Origin of the sequence: Halomonas sp. (assembly GCF_033549285.1) — a bacterium.
GTDB lineage: Bacteria > Pseudomonadota > Gammaproteobacteria > Pseudomonadales > Halomonadaceae > Halomonas.
In genome coordinates this window covers 17,521-34,827 of the sequence record NZ_JAWSUJ010000041.1, presented here as the reverse complement: position 1 = coordinate 34,827, position 17,307 = coordinate 17,521, and the positions used below count along the sequence as shown (strand labels likewise).

16 protein-coding genes are annotated in these 17,307 nt (G+C 66.2%); 10 read left to right on the top strand and 6 right to left on the bottom strand.

From position 1 onward, the window contains the following. The 3 genes from SCI24_RS11000 to mtgA form a co-directional block, all read left to right on the top strand. Positions 1 to 340, top strand: a 340-nt coding sequence (locus tag SCI24_RS11000) for a zinc-binding dehydrogenase (protein WP_412929558.1), incomplete at its 5' end; no start/stop codon positions are given. Positions 341 to 364: 24 nt separating this feature from the next. Next, entirely contained in the window at positions 365 to 1,219 is an 855-nt protein-coding gene (gene fghA / locus SCI24_RS10995) for an S-formylglutathione hydrolase (protein ID WP_318725407.1), read from the top strand. A 116-nt stretch (positions 1,220 to 1,335) separates the two neighbouring features. After that, positions 1,336 to 2,037, top strand: a complete 702-nt coding sequence (mtgA, locus tag SCI24_RS10990; RefSeq protein ID WP_318725406.1) for a monofunctional biosynthetic peptidoglycan transglycosylase — start codon at positions 1,336 to 1,338, stop codon at positions 2,035 to 2,037. On the opposite strand, the gene SCI24_RS10985 is transcribed toward mtgA, so the two are convergent. After that, a complete protein-coding gene (locus tag SCI24_RS10985) occupies positions 2,019 to 2,933 on the bottom strand; it encodes a DMT family transporter (protein ID WP_318725405.1) in 915 nt (304 codons plus the stop codon). The two genes, mtgA and SCI24_RS10985, sit on opposite strands and share 19 nt — an antisense overlap. Positions 2,934 to 3,356: 423 nt before the next feature. Here SCI24_RS10985 and dctP point away from each other — a divergent pair, with 423 nt between their 5' ends. The 5 genes from dctP to SCI24_RS10960 all read left to right on the top strand — a co-directional run bounded on the left by dctP (position 3,357) and on the right by SCI24_RS10960 (position 10,216). Then, positions 3,357 to 4,526: a TRAP transporter substrate-binding protein DctP gene (dctP, locus tag SCI24_RS10980; RefSeq protein ID WP_318725404.1), complete on the top strand. Its 1,170-nt coding sequence runs from the start codon at positions 3,357 to 3,359 to the stop codon at positions 4,524 to 4,526. 144 nt (positions 4,527 to 4,670) lie between these two features. After that, a complete protein-coding gene (locus tag SCI24_RS10975) occupies positions 4,671 to 6,869 on the top strand; it encodes a TRAP transporter large permease subunit (RefSeq protein WP_318725403.1) in 2,199 nt (732 codons plus the stop codon). A gap of 169 nt (positions 6,870 to 7,038) precedes the next feature. Further along, the gene (locus SCI24_RS10970; RefSeq protein ID WP_318725402.1) at positions 7,039 to 7,419 is read left to right on the top strand and encodes a DUF4168 domain-containing protein; all 381 of its coding nucleotides are present in this window, start codon (positions 7,039 to 7,041) and stop codon (positions 7,417 to 7,419) included. A 153-nt stretch (positions 7,420 to 7,572) separates the two neighbouring features. Then, entirely contained in the window at positions 7,573 to 9,483 is a 1,911-nt protein-coding gene (locus SCI24_RS10965) for a DUF294 nucleotidyltransferase-like domain-containing protein (protein ID WP_318725401.1), read from the top strand. Between the two features lies 1 nt (position 9,484). Beyond that, entirely contained in the window at positions 9,485 to 10,216 is a 732-nt protein-coding gene (locus SCI24_RS10960; RefSeq protein ID WP_318725400.1) for a 3'-5' exonuclease, read from the top strand. Positions 10,217 to 10,304: 88 nt separating this feature from the next. Here the strand turns inward: SCI24_RS10960 and SCI24_RS10955 are convergent, their stop codons facing one another. The 5 genes from SCI24_RS10955 to SCI24_RS10935 all read right to left on the bottom strand — a co-directional run bounded on the left by SCI24_RS10955 (position 10,305) and on the right by SCI24_RS10935 (position 15,787). Then, positions 10,305 to 11,978, bottom strand: coding sequence for a BCCT family transporter (locus SCI24_RS10955; protein ID WP_318725399.1), 1,674 nt, complete (start codon positions 11,976 to 11,978; stop codon positions 10,305 to 10,307). 49 nt (positions 11,979 to 12,027) lie between these two features. Continuing rightward, complete coding sequence (locus tag SCI24_RS10950; RefSeq protein ID WP_318725398.1) at positions 12,028 to 12,456, bottom strand: universal stress protein; 429 nt, start codon at positions 12,454 to 12,456, stop codon at positions 12,028 to 12,030. 276 nt (positions 12,457 to 12,732) lie between these two features. Further along, complete coding sequence (locus SCI24_RS10945) at positions 12,733 to 13,605, bottom strand: glycine betaine ABC transporter substrate-binding protein (protein ID WP_318725397.1); 873 nt, start codon at positions 13,603 to 13,605, stop codon at positions 12,733 to 12,735. A 77-nt stretch (positions 13,606 to 13,682) separates the two neighbouring features. After that, positions 13,683 to 14,516 carry a proline/glycine betaine ABC transporter permease gene (locus tag SCI24_RS10940; protein ID WP_318725408.1) on the bottom strand — a complete coding sequence of 278 codons (834 nt, stop codon included), beginning with the start codon at positions 14,514 to 14,516 and terminating at the stop codon, positions 13,683 to 13,685. Between the two features lie 5 nt (positions 14,517 to 14,521). After that, positions 14,522 to 15,787, bottom strand: coding sequence for a glycine betaine/L-proline ABC transporter ATP-binding protein (locus SCI24_RS10935; protein WP_318725396.1), 1,266 nt, complete (start codon positions 15,785 to 15,787; stop codon positions 14,522 to 14,524). 378 nt (positions 15,788 to 16,165) lie between these two features. On the opposite strand from SCI24_RS10935, the gene SCI24_RS10930 reads away from it, so the two are divergent. Both SCI24_RS10930 and SCI24_RS10925 read left to right on the top strand, forming a co-directional pair. Continuing rightward, complete coding sequence (locus tag SCI24_RS10930; protein WP_318725395.1) at positions 16,166 to 16,576, top strand: hypothetical protein; 411 nt, start codon at positions 16,166 to 16,168, stop codon at positions 16,574 to 16,576. 107 nt (positions 16,577 to 16,683) lie between these two features. Next, positions 16,684 to 17,163 carry a hypothetical protein gene (locus SCI24_RS10925; protein ID WP_318725409.1) on the top strand — a complete coding sequence of 160 codons (480 nt, stop codon included), beginning with the start codon at positions 16,684 to 16,686 and terminating at the stop codon, positions 17,161 to 17,163. The last annotated feature ends 144 nt before the right edge of the window (positions 17,164 to 17,307 follow it).

Below are 17,307 nucleotides of genomic sequence, written 5' to 3'. Positions count from 1 at the left end.
CGACTACTCCTTCGAGTGCATCGGCAACGTCAACGTGATGCGCTCGGCCCTGGAGTGCTGCCACAAGGGGTGGGGCGAGTCGGTGATCATCGGCGTGGCCGGCGCCGGCGAGGAGATCAGCACGCGGCCGTTCCAGCTGGTCACCGGCCGGGTCTGGAAGGGCTCCGCCTTCGGCGGGGTGAAGGGGCGCACCGAGCTGCCGGGCTACGTGGAGCGCTACATGAACGGCGAGATCAACATCGACGACTTCATCACCCACGACATGCCCTTCGAGAAGATCAACGAGGCCTTCGAGCTGCTGCACCGGGGCGAGAGCATCCGCACCGTCCTACACTACTGAGCCATCGATCAGGAGCCTGACACCATGACCATGACCGAACACCTCGAGCTGGTCTCGGCCAACAAGAGCTTCGGTGGCTGGCACAAGCGCTATCGCCACCGCTCCCGGGCACTGGACTGCGAGATGACCTTCTCCATCTACCTGCCGCCCCAGGCCGAGGCCGGGCGGGTACCGCTGCTGTGGTGGCTCTCCGGGCTGACCTGCACCGACGAGAACTTCATGCAGAAGGCCGGTGCCCATCGGGTCGCCGCCGAGCTCGGCATGGCCATCGTCTGCCCGGACACCAGCCCGCGGGGCACCGACCTGCCGGGCGAGGATGACAGCTACGACTTCGGCAGCGGGGCCGGCTTCTACGTCAATGCCACCCGGGAGCCCTGGAAGAAGCACTATCGCATGTATGACTACGTGGCCGAGGAGCTGCCCTCGGTGGTGCGCCAGCACTTCCCGGTCAACGGCCGCGAGTCGATCAGCGGTCACTCCATGGGCGGGCATGGTGCCCTGGTGATGGCGCTGCGCCGTCCCGGCCACTACCGCTCGGTGTCGGCCTTCGCGCCGGTCGTCAATCCCAGCGAGTGCCCCTGGGGGCAGAAGGCCTTCTCCGGCTACCTGGGGGAGGACCGTGGCCTCTGGACCCAGTACGATGCCTGCGAGCTGGTGGCCCGCGGGGCCTCGAGCCAGCCGCTGTTCATCGACCAGGGCGAGGCCGACGACTTCCTGGAGGAGCAGCTCTGCCCCGAGCGGCTCGAGGCGGTGTGCGCCGAGCACGACCACCCGCTGACCCTGCGGCGCCAGCCGGGCTATGACCACAGCTACTTCTTCATCGCCACCTTCATCGAGGAGCACCTGCGCTACCATGCCGAGCGGCTGAACAAGCGCTGAGCGGGCCCAGGTTCCTATCAGGATGACAGGCTGCCTCCCTTCGGGGAGGCAGCGTCGTTATACTGGCGGGCATTCACGAGGCGGCGAGGGGAGCCCATGGCCGAGCGAGACGCGCAATGAGGGAGTGGCGGCAGCGGGCCTGGCGGGTGCTGTGGCGTACCCTGCTGGGTTTCGTGGTGTGTTCCCTGGTGCTGGTGCTGCTGCTGCGTGTGGTGCCGGTGTTCGGCTCCATGGTGATGGTGGAGCGCAAGGTCCAGTCCTGGGTCGCCGGGGAGGCCCTCGACATCCGCCACCAGTGGCAGCCCTGGCATCGCCTCTCCGACCACGCCAAGCTGGCGGTGATCGCCGCCGAGGACCAGCGCTTTCCACTCCATCACGGCTTCGACCTGGGCGAGATGCGCCGCGCCTGGGAGGCCAGCCGCAACGGCGGTCGCCTGCGCGGGGCCAGCACCATCAGCCAGCAGACCGCCAAGAACCTCTTCCTGTGGACCGGGCGCAGCTGGGTGCGCAAGGGGCTGGAGGCCTGGTTCACCCTGCTGATCGAGGCGCTGTGGCCCAAGCAGCGCATCCTCGAGGTCTACCTCAACATCGTCGAGTGGGACAGCGGGGTATTCGGCCTCGAGGCCGCCTCACGCCACTACTTCGGTGTCGCCGCCGACCAGCTCAGCGAGGCCCAGGCGAGCCGCCTGGCGGCGATCCTGCCCGACCCCCGCGGTCGGGATGCGGCACGTCCTGGCCCCCAGGTGGATCGACGCAGCGCCTGGATCCGCCAGCAGATGCGCAACCTCGGCGGTACCGGCTATCTCGAACGGCTCTGAGGGCCGCTTCTCACCACCAGCACCACGCCGGCAATGGCGATCGCCATGCCGACCAGTGACAGGGGCGGCAGGCGTTCGTCGAACAGCCACCACGCCTCCAGCGCCGTCACCGGCGGGACCAGGTAGAAGAGGCTGGCCACCCGCGAGGCCTCGCCGCGCTTGATCAGCGCCATCAGCAGCAGGATGGCGGAGATGGACAGCACCAGCACCAGCCAGGCCAGGGTCAGCAGGAAGGTGGGCGCCCAGTCGATCTCCCGGGTCTCGAAGAGCAGCGCGCCCAGTCCCAGCAGCGCCCCGGCACCGAGATACTGCACCACGGTGCCGGAGAGCAGCGGCATGCCGGTGCAGAAACGCTTCTGGTAGAGGGTGCCCAGCGAAATGCCCACCAGCGCCACCATCACGCTTGCCAGCGCCCCGAGGCCGAACCCCCGGAACAGCATCTCGCCCGGGTCGAGCTTGCCGCCCAGCACCATGGCGATGCCGGCGAGCCCCATCACCAGCCCCAGCCACTGCAGGCGTCCCAGCCGCTCGCCCAGCAGGGGGCCGGCGAGCGCTGCGGTCAGCAATGGCTGCAGCCCCACCAGCAGGGCGGCCAGGCCCGCCGGCATGCCCTGGTAGATGCCGTAGAAGACGCCGCCCAGGTAGGCCCCGTGGACCAGCAGGCCGGAGACGGCGATATGCCCCCATAGCCGAGGCCCCTGTGGCCAGCCACCCCGCAACAGCATGACCAGCGGGATCAGCAGCGCCAGGGTCAGCACGAAGCGCACGAACAGGAAGGTGAAGGGTTCGGCATGGGGCAGGCCGAACTTGGCGCCGATGAAGCCGGTGCTCCACAGGGCCACGAAGAGGATGGGCATGGCGGCCAGCCAGGCCTGGCGGCGACGTTCCGATGTCATGGTAAGGGACTTCCAGGGTCAGGGGGTGCGGGCATCATCGCGGCCATGGGCACGGGATGCCACTCTCGCGGCTCGTGCTTTGGTCGTAGGTCACGCCGCGGCGGAAAATTGGTCAGACCACAGTTTTGCCTGAATAGACAGCGTCTTGCCACACGTGACCGCTTGGTCTGACCAATGGCCGAAGGCGGCTTGCGTTGAAAGTCGCTATTGGCCGGGAGCCGGCTTTTCGCTAGCTTTCGCCATGGAAGACGTTTCCAGATATATGGAATCTTCCCTCAGGCCCATAAGGATAGCGGGCCCTGCGTGCCGGCCGATCATCAGAACCCGTTGGCACGCGTGATGGCGCAGGGAAGAAAACAACAAGATCCCGTTGATGCCCGCCCACATGGGTGCGGGCTCGCTACCCAACCAGGAGACCATGCCATGCAAGACGACAAGCAGCCGTCAAGCATCTCATCCGTCGACAACGACAACACGACAGTCCTGAAGGAGTTCAAGACCCCGAGCCGGCGTAACTTCCTGAAGGCCGCGGCCGTCGGGTCGGCGGCGGCCGTGGCGGCCCCCTGGGTCGGCAACGTCCAGGCTCAGGAGGGCATCCGTATCCGCATGCAGTCCTCTTGGCAGCCGGGCACAGTCGGCTATCGCACCTTCGAGTCCTGGGCCGAGGGCGTCGTCGAGGCAACCAGCGGCGAGGTGCGCATCGAGCCCTTCCCGGCCGGTGCCGTGGCCGGCGCCTTCGAGGTCGCCGATGCGGTGCGTAATAACGTGCTCGATGGCCAGAACTGGTTCACCGTCTACTGGCCCGGCAAGATGCCGGCCGGCGTCTTCCTCACCGCCTTCCCGATGGGCCTGTCGCTGCCCCACCAGTGGGACATGATGTTCGGCGCCTACGGCGGCTTCGATATCGCCAAGGACCTCTACCGCAAGCAGGGCCAGGAGCTGCTGGGCTATGTCCACCACGACCTCAACCTGATCCACTCCAAGAAGCCGCTGCGCAGCTTCGACGACTTCGAGGGCATCAAGATCCGCATGCCCGGCGGCATCGTCGCCGAGACCTTCGCCGCCATGGGGGCACGGACCACCCTGCTGCCGGGCTCCGAGGTCTATCCGGCGCTGGAGAAGGGCACCATCGATGCCGCCGACTTCACCGGCGCCGCGGTCAACTACGAGCTGGGCTTCTGGCAGGTCGCCGATTACATCATCATGGGGCCGCCCTCGACGCCCTGCCTGCACCAGGCCGTCGACCTGATGGACATCGCCGTCAGCCGTCGCGTCTACGAGCGCATGTCGCCCAAGGTCCAGGACCTGATGCACGACCTGGTAGCGGCCTACTCCCGCGAGCACTATGCCGCGATCCAGAAGGCCAACGCCGAGGCCTGGCCGAAGTACCGCGAGAAGGGTGTGGAGATCATCCACCTCTCCGAGGAGGACGCCACCCGCTTCCGCGAGGTCGCCATCCCGCTGTGGTTCAAGTGGGCCAACAAGGACCCGGATGCCGCGCGGCTCTTCAAGGCGCACCTGGATACCATGATGGATCCCGCGGTGGCGCTGATCACCGAGGACGACATCAAGGACTACGAACTCAACGTCTGACCCGTCTGCTCGACCACTCCGGGTGTTGTGGGCCAAGGGCCGCAACACCCGGTTTGCATAGGGCACTACTCTCAATCCCGCATCCCGTCGGCTCGATGATCCGTCACCATCGCCGGGAGGCGATGGTAGCGCGGAGGAGTTTCCATGAATCTTGAGATCAATTTCGTCCTGCCGCACTGGCTCTACTGGTCGGTGCTGTTCTTCCTGCCCCTGCTGGTGATGTGGCTTGTCGACCGCAGCTTTCGCCGCGGCGGCACCATCAGTGGCGGTAACACCGCCGAGATCCCCGCCGGCGAGGCCAGCGAGGTCGCCTACCAGCCCCCAGGCAACCTGTTCACCGCCGCCGTCGACCGAATTTCCGGGTTCTTCGGCCGCTACGTGGCCTACTGGGCGCTGATCGCCCCCTTCGTGTTCGCCTATGAAGTGCTGATGCGCTATGCCTTCAACTCGCCGACCAACTGGGCTCACGAGTCGATGACCCTGATGTTCGGCATGCAGTACCTGATCGCCGGGGCCTTCGCCCTGCGCGAGGGCGGGCACGTGCGTGTCGACATCCTCTACTCCCGGGCCAGGCCGGCCAACAAGGCGGCGCTGGACCTCGTAACCTCGGTGTTCTTCTTCATCTTCACCATCGCGCTGCTGGTCACTGGCTGGAAGTTCTTCTCCCAGTCGGTGAGCGACCGCTTCTTCTTCGGATCGAGCTACGCCAACGAGACCTCCTTCACCGAGTGGGCGATACAGTTCTACCCGGTGAAGTTCATGCTCTTCTTCGGCGCGCTGCTGCTGCTGCTTCAGGGCATCGCCCAGCTGATCCGCGATTTCCAGGCCTTCCGGCACCATCGCCGGGTGCATGAGGGCAGCCGCACCTTCTCGACCCTGCTGGTCGCGGTGGGGGCCATCCTGGCGGCCTGGACCCTGTTCGAGATGATCAATATCGCCACCACCGACTACGAGAGCCTCGCGGGCAGCCTCGAGGGGGCACTGGCCAACGTGGGCATCGGCGGCCTGACCCTGGTGATGTTCGGCACCCTGATGGTGGTGCTGGTGGCGGGCCTGCCGCTGGCCTTCGTCACCGGCGGCCTGGGGGTCTGTTTCCTCTACCTGGTCGGCACCCAGGACATGCTCAACCTGATGCCCTCGCGCATCTTCCCGATGATGACCAACTACCAGCTCTCGGCCATCCCGCTGTTCATCTTCATGGCCTCGGTGCTGGAGAAGGCGGGGATCATCGAGGAGCTGTTCGACGTCGTCTACAAGTGGATGGGCGGCCTCAAGGCGGGCCTGGCCATCGCCACCGTCATCGCCTCCACGCTGCTCGCCGCCATGGTCGGCGTGATCGGGGCTGCGGTGGTGACCATGGGCCTGATCGCCCTGCCGGCGATGCTCAAGCGCCACTACGACCCGGAGATCGCCATCGGCTCGATCATGGCTGGTGGGACCCTGGGCATCCTGATTCCGCCGTCGATACTCGCGATCATCTACGGCGTCATCGCCCAGCAGTCGGTGGGCGAGCTCTACCTGGGCTCGCTGATCCCCGGCCTGCTGCTGGCCTTCATGTATGGCTTCTACTGCTGGATGCGCGGCACCCTGAACATCAAGCTGGCGCCGCCGATGCCGGTCGAGGACCGGGTCGACATGAAGGAGAAGCTGCGCCTGCTTCGCAACATGCTGGCACCGATCATCCTGGTGATCCTGGTATTGGGCGTCATCTTCACCGGCATCGCCACCCCGGTGGAGGCGGCCGGCATCGGTACCTTCGGTGCCCTGATAGTGGCCGCGATGCACAAGCGCCTGACCTGGCCCAACCTGCATGCCGCCTGCATGACCACCCTGGTGGCCTCGGCGATGGTGATGTGGATCATCTTCGGCGCCAGCATCTTCGTCGGCTTCTACATCCTGCAGGGCGGTCAGACCTTCGTGCAGGAGCTGATCTCCGGCGCGGGCCTCGGCCCCTATGCGGTGCTGGCGCTGATGATGGTGCTGCTGGTGGCGCTGGGCATGTTCCTCGACTGGGTGGGCATCCTGCTGCTGGCGGTGCCGATCTTCGTGCCGCTGATCAAGGGGCTCACTTTCGACGGCGTGTTCGGCCTGCCCGGCGTCGACCCAACCGACGTCTCGCTGTGGTTCGGCGTCATCTACCTGGTCAACATGCAGATGTCGTTCCTGAGCCCGCCATTCGGCTATGCGCTCTTCTACATCAAGGGGGTCTGTCCGCCGCATATCACCATGGCGCAGATCTTCCGCTCCTCCTTCCCCTTCCTGGGGATCCAGGCGCTGGGGCTGCTGCTGGTGATCCTCTTCCCGGCGCTGGTGACCTGGCTGCCCAACCTGGCCTACGGTTGACGCCAGGTGGTTGGCCCATAGCGGTATCGAAGGCGCCCTGCGGGGCGCCTTTTTCGTCGGTCCGAGGAAATCCCCAGTCCTTACACTTGGTTACGCGATAGTCTGAACTCGAGGTTACTGCGGACGTCACAAGGGGGCACATTCATAACGCAACACCCTGGAGGTATTCATGCAACGGATGACTGCTCTGTTCTCGGCCGCACTTCTCTCACTCGGCCTGGCCGCCACTGCCCAGGCCCAGCAGGACTCTGCAGCCAACGCAGAACAGCCGCAGGCGACTGCGCCGGCCCAGGACTTCTCCGACCAGCAGCTGCAGCAGTTTGCCGACGCCTCCCAGGAGATCGCCGTGATCTCCCAGGAGTACACCCAGCAGCTGCAGTCCGCAGAGGACGAGCAGGCCCAGCAGGACGTCCGCCAGGAGGCCAACGACAAGATGGTCGAGGTGGTCGAGGACAGCGGTCTCGACGTGGATACCTTCAACGCCATCGGCCAGGCCATCCAGCAGGATCCCGAGCTGATGCAGCGCGTTCAGGAGATGGCCCAGTCGTAAGCACGGGAAGATCTCGGCCGACCCGCTCGGCAGACGAGGGCCACCCCACGGGGTGGCCCTCCTTGTATCTGGCGGTCGTCGCTGTCCTCTTTACAGCCCCGAGCGGCCATTCCAGACTGGTGGCCACACATTCAACGGGCGGGAGCGTGACGCATGGACGTGGAATTGCTTGAGATCCGCCAGCACCTGGGGCGCCACCCCCCCTTCGACGGCCTCTCCGACGAGCTGCTCGACGAGGTGGCCGGCAGCGTGGAGGTGGCCTACTTCAAGGCCGGCAGCGACATCCTGGTGCTCGACCAGGAGGTCCATGAGCTCTGCTACATCCGCAGCGGCGCGGTGGAGGTCTATCGCCGCGGCGGTGAGCTCTACAATCGCCTGGGCGAGGGTGACATCTTCGGGCACTTCAGTCTGCTGCGGAACCACCGTGCCCGCTTCCCGGCCCGGGCCATGGAAGACAGCCTGATCTATTTCATCCCCGAGCCCGCCTTCCAGCGGCTCTGCGAGGCCGACGACAACTTCGCCGACTTCGTCGAGCTCGAGCGGCCGCGCCTGGAGTCGACGGTCAAGGAACAGAAGAAGAACAGCGACATGATGATCACCCGGGTGCGCAAGCTGCTGACCCGTTACCCGGTGATGGTCGAGGCCAGCACCACGGTGCAGGAGGCCGCCCGCCAGATCACCGAGTTCGGCGCCTCGGCGGTATTGGTGCTCGATGCCCCCGGCGATACTCCCCGCTATACCTTCCGCGACAGCCAGGATCGCCACTGGCAGGTGCAGGGCATCCTCACCGACAGCGATTTCCGCAAGCATGTGGTGGCCGAGGGACGCTCCCCCGAGACGCCGGTGGGAGAGGTGATCGGTCCCCGCCTGATCGCCATCCAGTCCGACGAGTCGGTGCACGAGGCGATGCTGTGCATGCTGCGCAACAATATCCATCACCTGCCGGTGATGCACCGTCGCCACCCGGTGGGCATCGTGCACCTCTCCGATATCATCCGCTACGAGACCGGCAGCAGCCTCTACCTGGTGAGCAACATCTTCCACCAGTCCAGCGCAGAGGGCCTGGCGCGGCTGGCCCCCGACGTGCGCGACGCCTTCGTGCGCATGGTCGAGGAGGGGGCGGATTCGCGCATGGTGGGCAGCGCGCTCTCCACCATCGGGCGCAGCTTCACGCGCCGGCTGCTGGAGCTGGCCGAGGAGGAGCTGGGGCCCCCGCCGGTGGGCTACTGCTTCATGGCCCTGGGCTCCATGGCGCGCAACGAGCAGTCCATCGTCACCGACCAGGACAATGCCCTGGTGCTCGCCGACGACTTCGACCCCGAGCACCACGATGCCTACTTCCTGGCGCTGGCGCAGCGGGTCAGCGATGGCCTGGATGCCTGCGGCTACCCCTACTGCAAGGGCGATATCATGGCCACCAACGCCCGCTGGCGGCAGCCGCTGTCGGTGTGGAAGCGGTACTTCCGGGAGTGGATCGACCAGCCATCGCCGGAGCGTCTGCTGCACAGCTCGATCTTCTTCGACCTGGACGCCGTGCACGGCGAGAACCCCTTCGTCGAGCAACTCCAGGACCTGGTGGCCACCCGAGCTCCCAAGAGCCCGCTGTTCCTGGCCGCCATGGCCCGCAACGCCCTGAACCGCACCCCGCCGCTGGGTTTCTTCCGAACCTTCGTCATGGAGAAGGATGGCAAGCACAACAACTCCATCAATCTCAAGCGCCGCGGCACCGCCCCGCTGACGGACCTGATCCGGGTGCATGCCCTGGCCTGCGGGTCGCGGGCCCAGAACAGCTTCGCGCGCCTCGACGACATCGACCGCACCCAGTTGCTGGCCCCCGGGGTGGGCCAGAAGCTGCGCTATGCCCTGGAGTTCCTCTCGATGTCGCGGATCCGTCACCACGTGATCGATATCGAGCACGAGCGCAGCCCGGACAACAATATCGAGCCGGAGAACGTCTCCGACACCGAGCGCCATAATCTCAAGGATGCCTTCCAGGTGCTGAGCAACGCCCAGAAGTTCCTCAAGTTCCGCTATCCCATGCCGTCGCGCTCGCGGTCCCGCTGAGATGACCGTGATACGCCTGCGTCCGCGAGCCTCCCCGCCGACCCCGGGCTGGCCGGAGTACCTGGCCCGCCGCGCCGAGGCGGCCAAAGACCCGCGACTGGCGCGCTTCTTTGCCGCCGGCCTGCCGACCCCCGAGACCCCCATCGGCGAGGCGCCGATGGTGGCCCTGGACATGGAGACCACCGGCCTGGACGAGCGGCGCCACGCCATCGTCAGCATCGGCGTGGTGCCCTTCACCCTGGGGCGCATCGCCCTGTCTCGGCGCCGCTACTGGGTCGTGCGGCCCTCGCGCCCGCTCAGCGAGGAGTCGGTGACCTTCCACCATATCACCCACGCCGACATCGCCCGTGCCCCGGACCTCGACGAGATCCTCGGCGAGCTGCTCGAGGCCCTGGCGGGGCGCCTGGTGGTGGTCCACTACCGGCACATCGAGCGGCCCTTCCTGGATGCCGCGGTGAAGGCCAGGGTGGGGGAGGGGATCATGTTCCCGGTCATCGACACCATGTCGCTGGAGGCGCGCATCCACCGCCAGTCGCTGCTGGCCCGCTTCAAGCGCTGGATCGGCAGGCCGCCGGCCTCCATTCGCCTCTACGACAGCCGTGCTCGCTACGGCCTGCCCGTCTATTCGGGCCACCACGCGCTGATCGATGCCCTGGCCACCGCCGAGCTGCTGCAGGCCCAGGTGGCACGCCACTACAGCCCGACGACGCCGGTGAGTGCACTCTGGAGCTGACCCGGCCGGAAGGTGAAACGGAAACGAGAAAGGCGGCCCGCGGGCCGCCTTTCCGTTGCTTGCCGAACGCCAATGAGGCGTGTCGGACCTACTTGGCTTTCGGCTCGCTCATCAGTCCCTTGACGATGGCGTAGCAGCCCACCAGCAGCACCAGGGTGAAGGGCAGGCCGGTGGTCAAGGCCGCCGTCTGCAGGGCGGCGAGACCGCCGCCGAGCAGCAGGGCGATGGCCAGTGCCCCCTCGATCAGCGCCCAGAAGATACGCTGGGGCTTGGGTGCGTCGACCTTGCCGCCGGCGGTGATGGAGTCGATCACCAGCGAGCCGGAGTCGGAGGAAGTGATGAAGAACACGATCACCAGCGTGATCCCGACGAAGGAGGTGATGGCGGTCAGCGGCAGGTGCTCGAGCATGGTGAACAGCTGCAGTTCCAGGGCGGCATCCTGCACGTCGGTGATGCCCTGGTTGATCACCTGGTCGATGGCAGTGGTGCCGAAGGCGGTCATCCACACCACCGAGGCCATCGACGGCACCAGCAGCACCGAGATCAGGAACTCACGCACGGTGCGGCCGCGGCTGACGCGGGCAATGAACATGCCGACGAAGGGCGACCAGGCGATCCACCAGGCCCAGTAGAAGGCCGTCCAGCCTTGGCTGAAGTTGGCGTCCTCGCGCCCGAACGGCATGGAGAGTGCCGGCAGGTGGGTCACGTAGCCGATCAGGTTATCGAGCACGCCGGTGGCGATCATCAGCGTCGGGCCGACGACGATCACGAACAGCAGCAGCAGGGCGGCGAGCACCATGTTGATCTGCGAGAGGCGCTGTACGCCCTTGTCGACGCCGAGCATGATCGAGCCCAGGGCCACGAGGGTAATCCCCAGGATCAGCAGCACCAGGGTGGTGTCGCCGGAGGGGATGCCGAACAGGTAGTTGAGGCCCCCGGCCGCCTGGGTGGCACCGATGCCCAGGGAGGTGGTCAGGCCAAACAGGGTGGCGAACACCGCCAGGATATCGATCACGTGACCCGGCCAGCCCCAGGTGCGCTCACCCAGGATCGGGTAGAAGATCGAGCGCATGGTCAGCGGCAGGCCCTTGTTGAAGGCGAAGATCGCCAGCGACAGGCCGACAATGGCGTAGGCGCCCCAGGGGTGAAAACCCCAGTGGAAGATGGTGGCGGCCATGCTCAGGTCGATGGCGCCGGCCTGGTCACCCGCGGCCGCACCCAGCGGCGCCCAGTCGGTGCGGATACCATCCTCGCCCATGCTGATACCGCCCATGGCGGTGCCATAGTGGCCCAGCGGCTCCGAGACCCCGTAGAACATCAGCCCGATGCCCATGCCCGCGGCGAACAGCATCGAGAACCAGCCGGCGTAGCCGAAGTCCGGTGTGGCGTCGGCGCCGCCGATGCGCACCTTGCCCATTGGGGTGAAGATCAGCACCAGCGCCAGGATCACGAAGACGTTGGCGCCCAGCAGGAAGAACCAGCCCAGGTTGGTGGTCAGGAAGCTGAACATGCTGTTGAAGATCGGCTCCATCTGATCCTGCAGGGCCAGCGTCAGGATCACGAACAGCAGGATCACGATCGAGGAGAAGATGAAGACCTTGCCGTGCAGGTCCACATTCACGCCCAGCGGTGAGGCAGTGATGTTGTCCTGGCCGATCACATAGTCGGTATCGATCAGGTTCGCCGCCCCCTGCGGGGCGGGAATCCCCTCGGAGCCGGTATTCGGCTCCTGGGGTTTCTCGTCTTGGGGATCTTGAGCCACGAGACATCTCCCTTGCGGTTATTGGTGTGCTTGCGTTTATCGATCCGGCTTACTTGCCGGCCCCCGGACGCACCAGGAACACCGATGCCTTGGTATGCGTTGCCACCTTGCCGCCGTGGGACGGCATGATCGCATCCACATGCTTGGGCGGATGGGTCGGCATGACCACGAGATCGGCGCCCACCTCGTCGATGGCCTCGATCAGGTCGTCGTCGAGATCGGCGATCGGGTCGGGACTGACGATGGTATGGGTGGTGACCGGCTGGCCGTGGACCTTGTGCCGCTCCTGGGCGAAGGCCTCTAGCTTCTGCGAGAACTCCTGGGGCGTGCGCGCCACGCTGCCGGGCGTATTGGCGGTCACCCCCACGTAGCAGACTTCGGCATCATAGTGGCGAGCAAGGTCCGCCACCGCCTGCAGCGACGGCTCGATCAGCTCGAGATGTGCCAGGTCAACCGGCACCATGATCTTCTTGAACATGCCTGTATCTCCTTGTTGGCCACGAAGGTCCTGCGAGTCTGTTCAGTGTGACCGTTCCGCGCCACCTTGCCAGGCGACGATTCAACGGCGGCACTGTGCATCTCGAGCGGCCATGGTACCCATCCCGGCCGGGGATTGCAGTGTACCTGTCTGTGTTGGGCGACAGGGTTCGCCACATGACCGGTCGTCGCCAACGAGAAGGGGAGACACCCTGCGGTGTCTCCCCTTGCGCTCGATGCGCTCAGCCTCGCCGGACGGGCGAAGCCTGTCCTACCCTCAGGATTCGGGCAGCCACTCCTGAACCAGGTCCTGGTTCTCCTCGACCCACTGCTTGGCGTTCTCGTAGGGGTCGGCGCCTTCCTCCTGGTTCATCAGCATGACCTCACCCATCTGCTCCGGGGTCCACTCGAAGGCGTCCAGGATGGCGTAGGCCTCCGGCATCTCCTCCTCGAGCCCCTGACGGGCGATGGTGTGGATCTGCTCGGCGCCGCCGTAGACGTTCTCCGGGTCCTCGAGGTACTTGAGGTCCCAGCGGGCGAACTTCCAGTGCGGCGTCCAGCCGGTGACCACCACGTCTTCCTCGTTCTGGATGGCGCTTTGCAGGGCCGCGGTCATGGTGGCGCCGCTGCCGCTGCGCAGGGCAAGGTCGAGGTCATAGGTGTCGACCACCTCCTCGGTGAGGCCCATCAGGCCGGCGCCCGGATCGATGCCGATGATCTCGCCATTGAAGGAGTCGGCGTGGTCGTTGAGCTCGGCGATGGAGTCGACCTCGCTGTAGGCCGGCACCACCAGGCCCAGCTTGGTACCGTCCAGGTTGGGACCCAGGTCGACGACCTCGTCGCCCACGCGCTCCAGATAGTCGGCGTGGGTGGTGGGCAGCCAGGCAGCGACGATGGCATCGGCATCGCCGGTGGCCACGGCCTGCCACATGGCGGCGGCGGAGAGCGAGGTCATCTCCACCTCATAGCCGGCCTGCTCCAGCACGGCGCGCACCACGTTGGTGGAGGCGACCTCGGAGGACCACTCCACGTAGGCCAGGTGCACGCTGCCCTTCTCCTGGGCCTGGGCGGAACCGGCGGCGAGCGCGGTGCCGGCGGCCAGGGCCAGGCCGGCAAGACGGATGCGACGGTTCATCGGATGCTTGTTCATCGTGCTTTCCTTCTCTTGATGTTCAACCATTTACCTTGGAGGTGCCCCCCCAAGGATTCAAGGGGTGGCCTCGATGATCAAGTCTTGCGGCCCTTGCGCAGCGACTGGGTCACGCGGTCGAGCAGCATGGCGAGTATCACCACGGCGATGCCGGCCTCGAAGCCGTCGCCCGGCCGCAGGCGCTGGATGGCGCGCCACACCTCGCTGCCCAGGCCGTCGGCGCCGATCATGGCGGCGATCACCACCATGGAGAGCGCCAGCATGATGGTCTGGTTGATGCCGGCCATCACCGTGGGCAGCGACATCGGCAGCTGGACCTTGAGCAGCTTCTGGCCGCGGGTCGCCCCGTAGGCGTCGGCGGCCTCGATCAGCTCTACCGGTACCTGGCGAATGCCCAGGGTGGTGAAGCGGATCGCCGGCGGCATGGAGAAGATCACCGTGGCGAAGATGGCCGACACCGAGCCGATGCCGAAGAACGGAATCGCCGGGATCAGGTAGACGAAGGCCGGCATGGTCTGCATGAAGTCCAGGATCGGCATGATCGTCTTGTAGAGCCGCTCGGAGAGCGCCGCGGCGATGCCCACCGGGATGGCGATCACCACCGCCACGAAGGTGGCGATCACCACCAGGGTGAGGGTCTCGATCATCGGCTCCCAGAGCCCCATGTTCCAGATCAGCGCCAGGCCGAGGGCGGCGCCGATGCCCAGGCGAAGGTTCGCCACCCACCAGCACAGCCCGACGATGATCGCCAGCAGGCCCCACTCGGGGAGCCACATCAGGGCGTCGTTGAGCCCGTCGATGCCGGTCTGGGTCACCCGGGAGATGGCGCGGGTGACGATGGAGTAATTGCTGGTCAGCCAGTCGAGGCCGCCCTCGATCCAGTCGCCCAGCGGTATGCGCGGAATCTCGATAGCCATCATGCGTCTCCTGCCGCTGCGATGTTCTGGTTGGCGTTATCGCTCTCGCCCTCGCCCACCTGGGCGGGCTCGGCGGCCCGGGCCAGCTCGTCGAGGACGGCACCCTTGACCACCACGCCCAGCAGCCTGCGGCTGTCGTCCACCACGGCGATGGGGAAGCTCTTCTCGCTGAACATCGCGAAGAGGTTGTGCAGCGGTTCCTCGGGGCCGACGGCGCGGAAGTCCTGGGTCATGATGTCACGGATGTTCTCCTTGCCTTCCTTGGCGGCCTGCTCGACGGCGTCCACCACGACGAGCCCCTGCAGCTTGCGGTCACGGCTGGTGACGTAGATGGAGTCCAGCCCGTTCTCGCTCATCTTGCGCAGGGTGGTGCGCGGGCCGTCCTCCTCGCGGACGGTGGCGCGCACCGGCCGCATGGCATGCTCGGCGGTGAGGATCCTGGACATGTCCACGCCCTCGATGAAGCGCGCCACATAGTCGTCCGCGGGATGGGTGAGGATCTCCTCCGGCGTGCCGATCTGCACGATCTCGCCATCCTTGAGCAGGATGATGCGGTCGCCGATGTTGATCGCCTCGTCCAGGTCGTGGGTGATGAACACCGTGGTCTTCTGCATGCGGTGCTGCAGCTCGAGCAGCTCCTGCTGCATGTCGCCGCGGATCAGCGGGTCCAGTGCCGAGAAGGCCTCGTCCATCAGCAGCACCGTCGAGTCGTTGGCCAGCGCCCGGGCCAGGCCCACGCGCTGCTGCATGCCGCCGGAGAGCTGGTTGGGGTAGGCATCCTCCCAGCCGTCCAGGCCCACCTGGTGGAGGGCATTGCGGGCCACCCTGGCGCGCTCCTCCTTGTCCACGCCGCGGATCTCGAGGCCGAACTCGGCGTTCTGCTGCACCGTGCGGTGGGGGAAGAGCGCGAAGTTCTGGAACACCATGGAGAAGTGGCGACGACGGCACTCCAGCAGCGCCTTGTCGCCGAGCTCGGGGATGTTCTCGCCGTCGATGACGATCTCGCCCTCGGTGGGCTCGATCAGCCGGTTGAGACAACGGATCAGGGTGGACTTGCCCGAGCCGGACAGCCCCATGATCACCAGCAGCTCGCCCTCGTAGACATCGAAGTCGATGTTCGACAGGCCCAGCGTCTGGCCGGTCTTGTCGAGGATCTCGGGGCGTTTCAGTCCCTGGTCGCGCAGTTCGAGCGCCTTCTTCGGCTGGTTGCCGAAGACCTTGCTCAGGTTGCGTACCCGAATCTTGACGTTTCGGTTCTCGTTCATTGGCTCTGCCTTTTGTCGGCTCCCTGCCACCGGGCGGGAAGCGCCGAAGGGTCGAGTGTCGTGACGTAAGAAAACGACGTCATGATGCCAGGCTGCTGCGTTGACAGCGGCATCGGGTGACGATGGAGTGGCTTCTACCCTATCGGTTTTTGAATGATCATTCAAATTAAAACCCGGGGCGTCGAAGACGTGCAGGATGGAGCAGGGATGACCCATGTGTCGAATCTGACCACCTCCCGGTCCTCGACGAACAGCGCTTTCTGCTTGCCAGGGATTTTTTAAACTATTGATTTAATGGTTTTTATATTGAGAATGTCGGGTGCCTGGCATGCTGGCTGCTTGCTGTTGGGTGAAGACCCGACGACCAGGGAGACAGCGATGACCGACCATGAGCTGAACCGAGACAGGCCCCGCGAGCGGCGATCGCGCCGGCTGACGACCCTCGCCGCGATCGCTGCCCTGGGGCTCGGCAGCCTGGCCTTGGCCGGCTGCGGCAACGGCGAGGAGGAGCCGCCGACGAAGGAAGCGCCGGCCGGTGAGGCGTCTTCCATCATGGAGGGGGAGTCTTCAAGTATGAATGGAGAGTCTTCCTCGTCCTCCTCCACGGAGCAGGAGACCGACATGGGGCAGGACTCGAGCATGGAGAGCCAGGATCCCGCCACCCAGCAGGGCCAGGTGATGGACCAGGAGTCCACCATGGATGCAAAGGCGGCGTCAGGTGACTCGGCCTCCGCCACGGAGCCGGAATCCGGCAGCCAGGAGCAAGACGACGACCGGAGCGGCTCCTGACCGCCGGCGTCTCATCGGTGACCGGCCGGACGGACAGCCGCCGGTCACTCGACGGGCGAACCCGCCCGATTCACCCTCGATCTTCACGTTAAGGAAGGAGGTGCAAGATGATGTCCAAGGAAACCCTCAAGAAGCTCGGTATTCTCGGTGTCTCGTTCGGCCTGATCGCCAGCCCGCTGGCCTTCGGTGACATGCACGAGGACCCTGCCGCCCAGAGCACCGATTCCGCGGCCGACCCCATGAGCCAGCAGGCAGATCCGGCGACCGGCGACCCGGCAGCCGGCGCCCCGTCAGCCGATCCGAATGCCCAGGGGGACCCGGCCGTGCCGGGCGACGACCCCGCGACCCAGAGCACCGACTCCGCGGCCGATCCCTCTACCCAGCAGGCGGACCCCGCGGCCGGTGAGCCGAATGCCCAGGGCGACCCGGCCCAGGACCCCGGCTTCGGTGAAGGCACCGAGGCGATGCCCGGCGCCGATGACTCTGCCGCCGGCGGCGAGGAGGAGTACGAGTACGAGAACGAGGAGCAGGAAGCGCCCTGGGACGAGGAGGGCGATAGCAGCGAGGATGAGGAGCAGGGCGGGTAAGCCCTGTGCGCTGCCCCGCTTCGCGGGGCGGCTCCTGCGTGATGGACGGTTCTCCCGGTCCATGCCCTTCCCAGGCCGGTGCATCGCGTTCCCCTCTGCCCGGCCCGGCATGTGACCCCTGGCCCCCGCTGCGGCGGGGGTCCT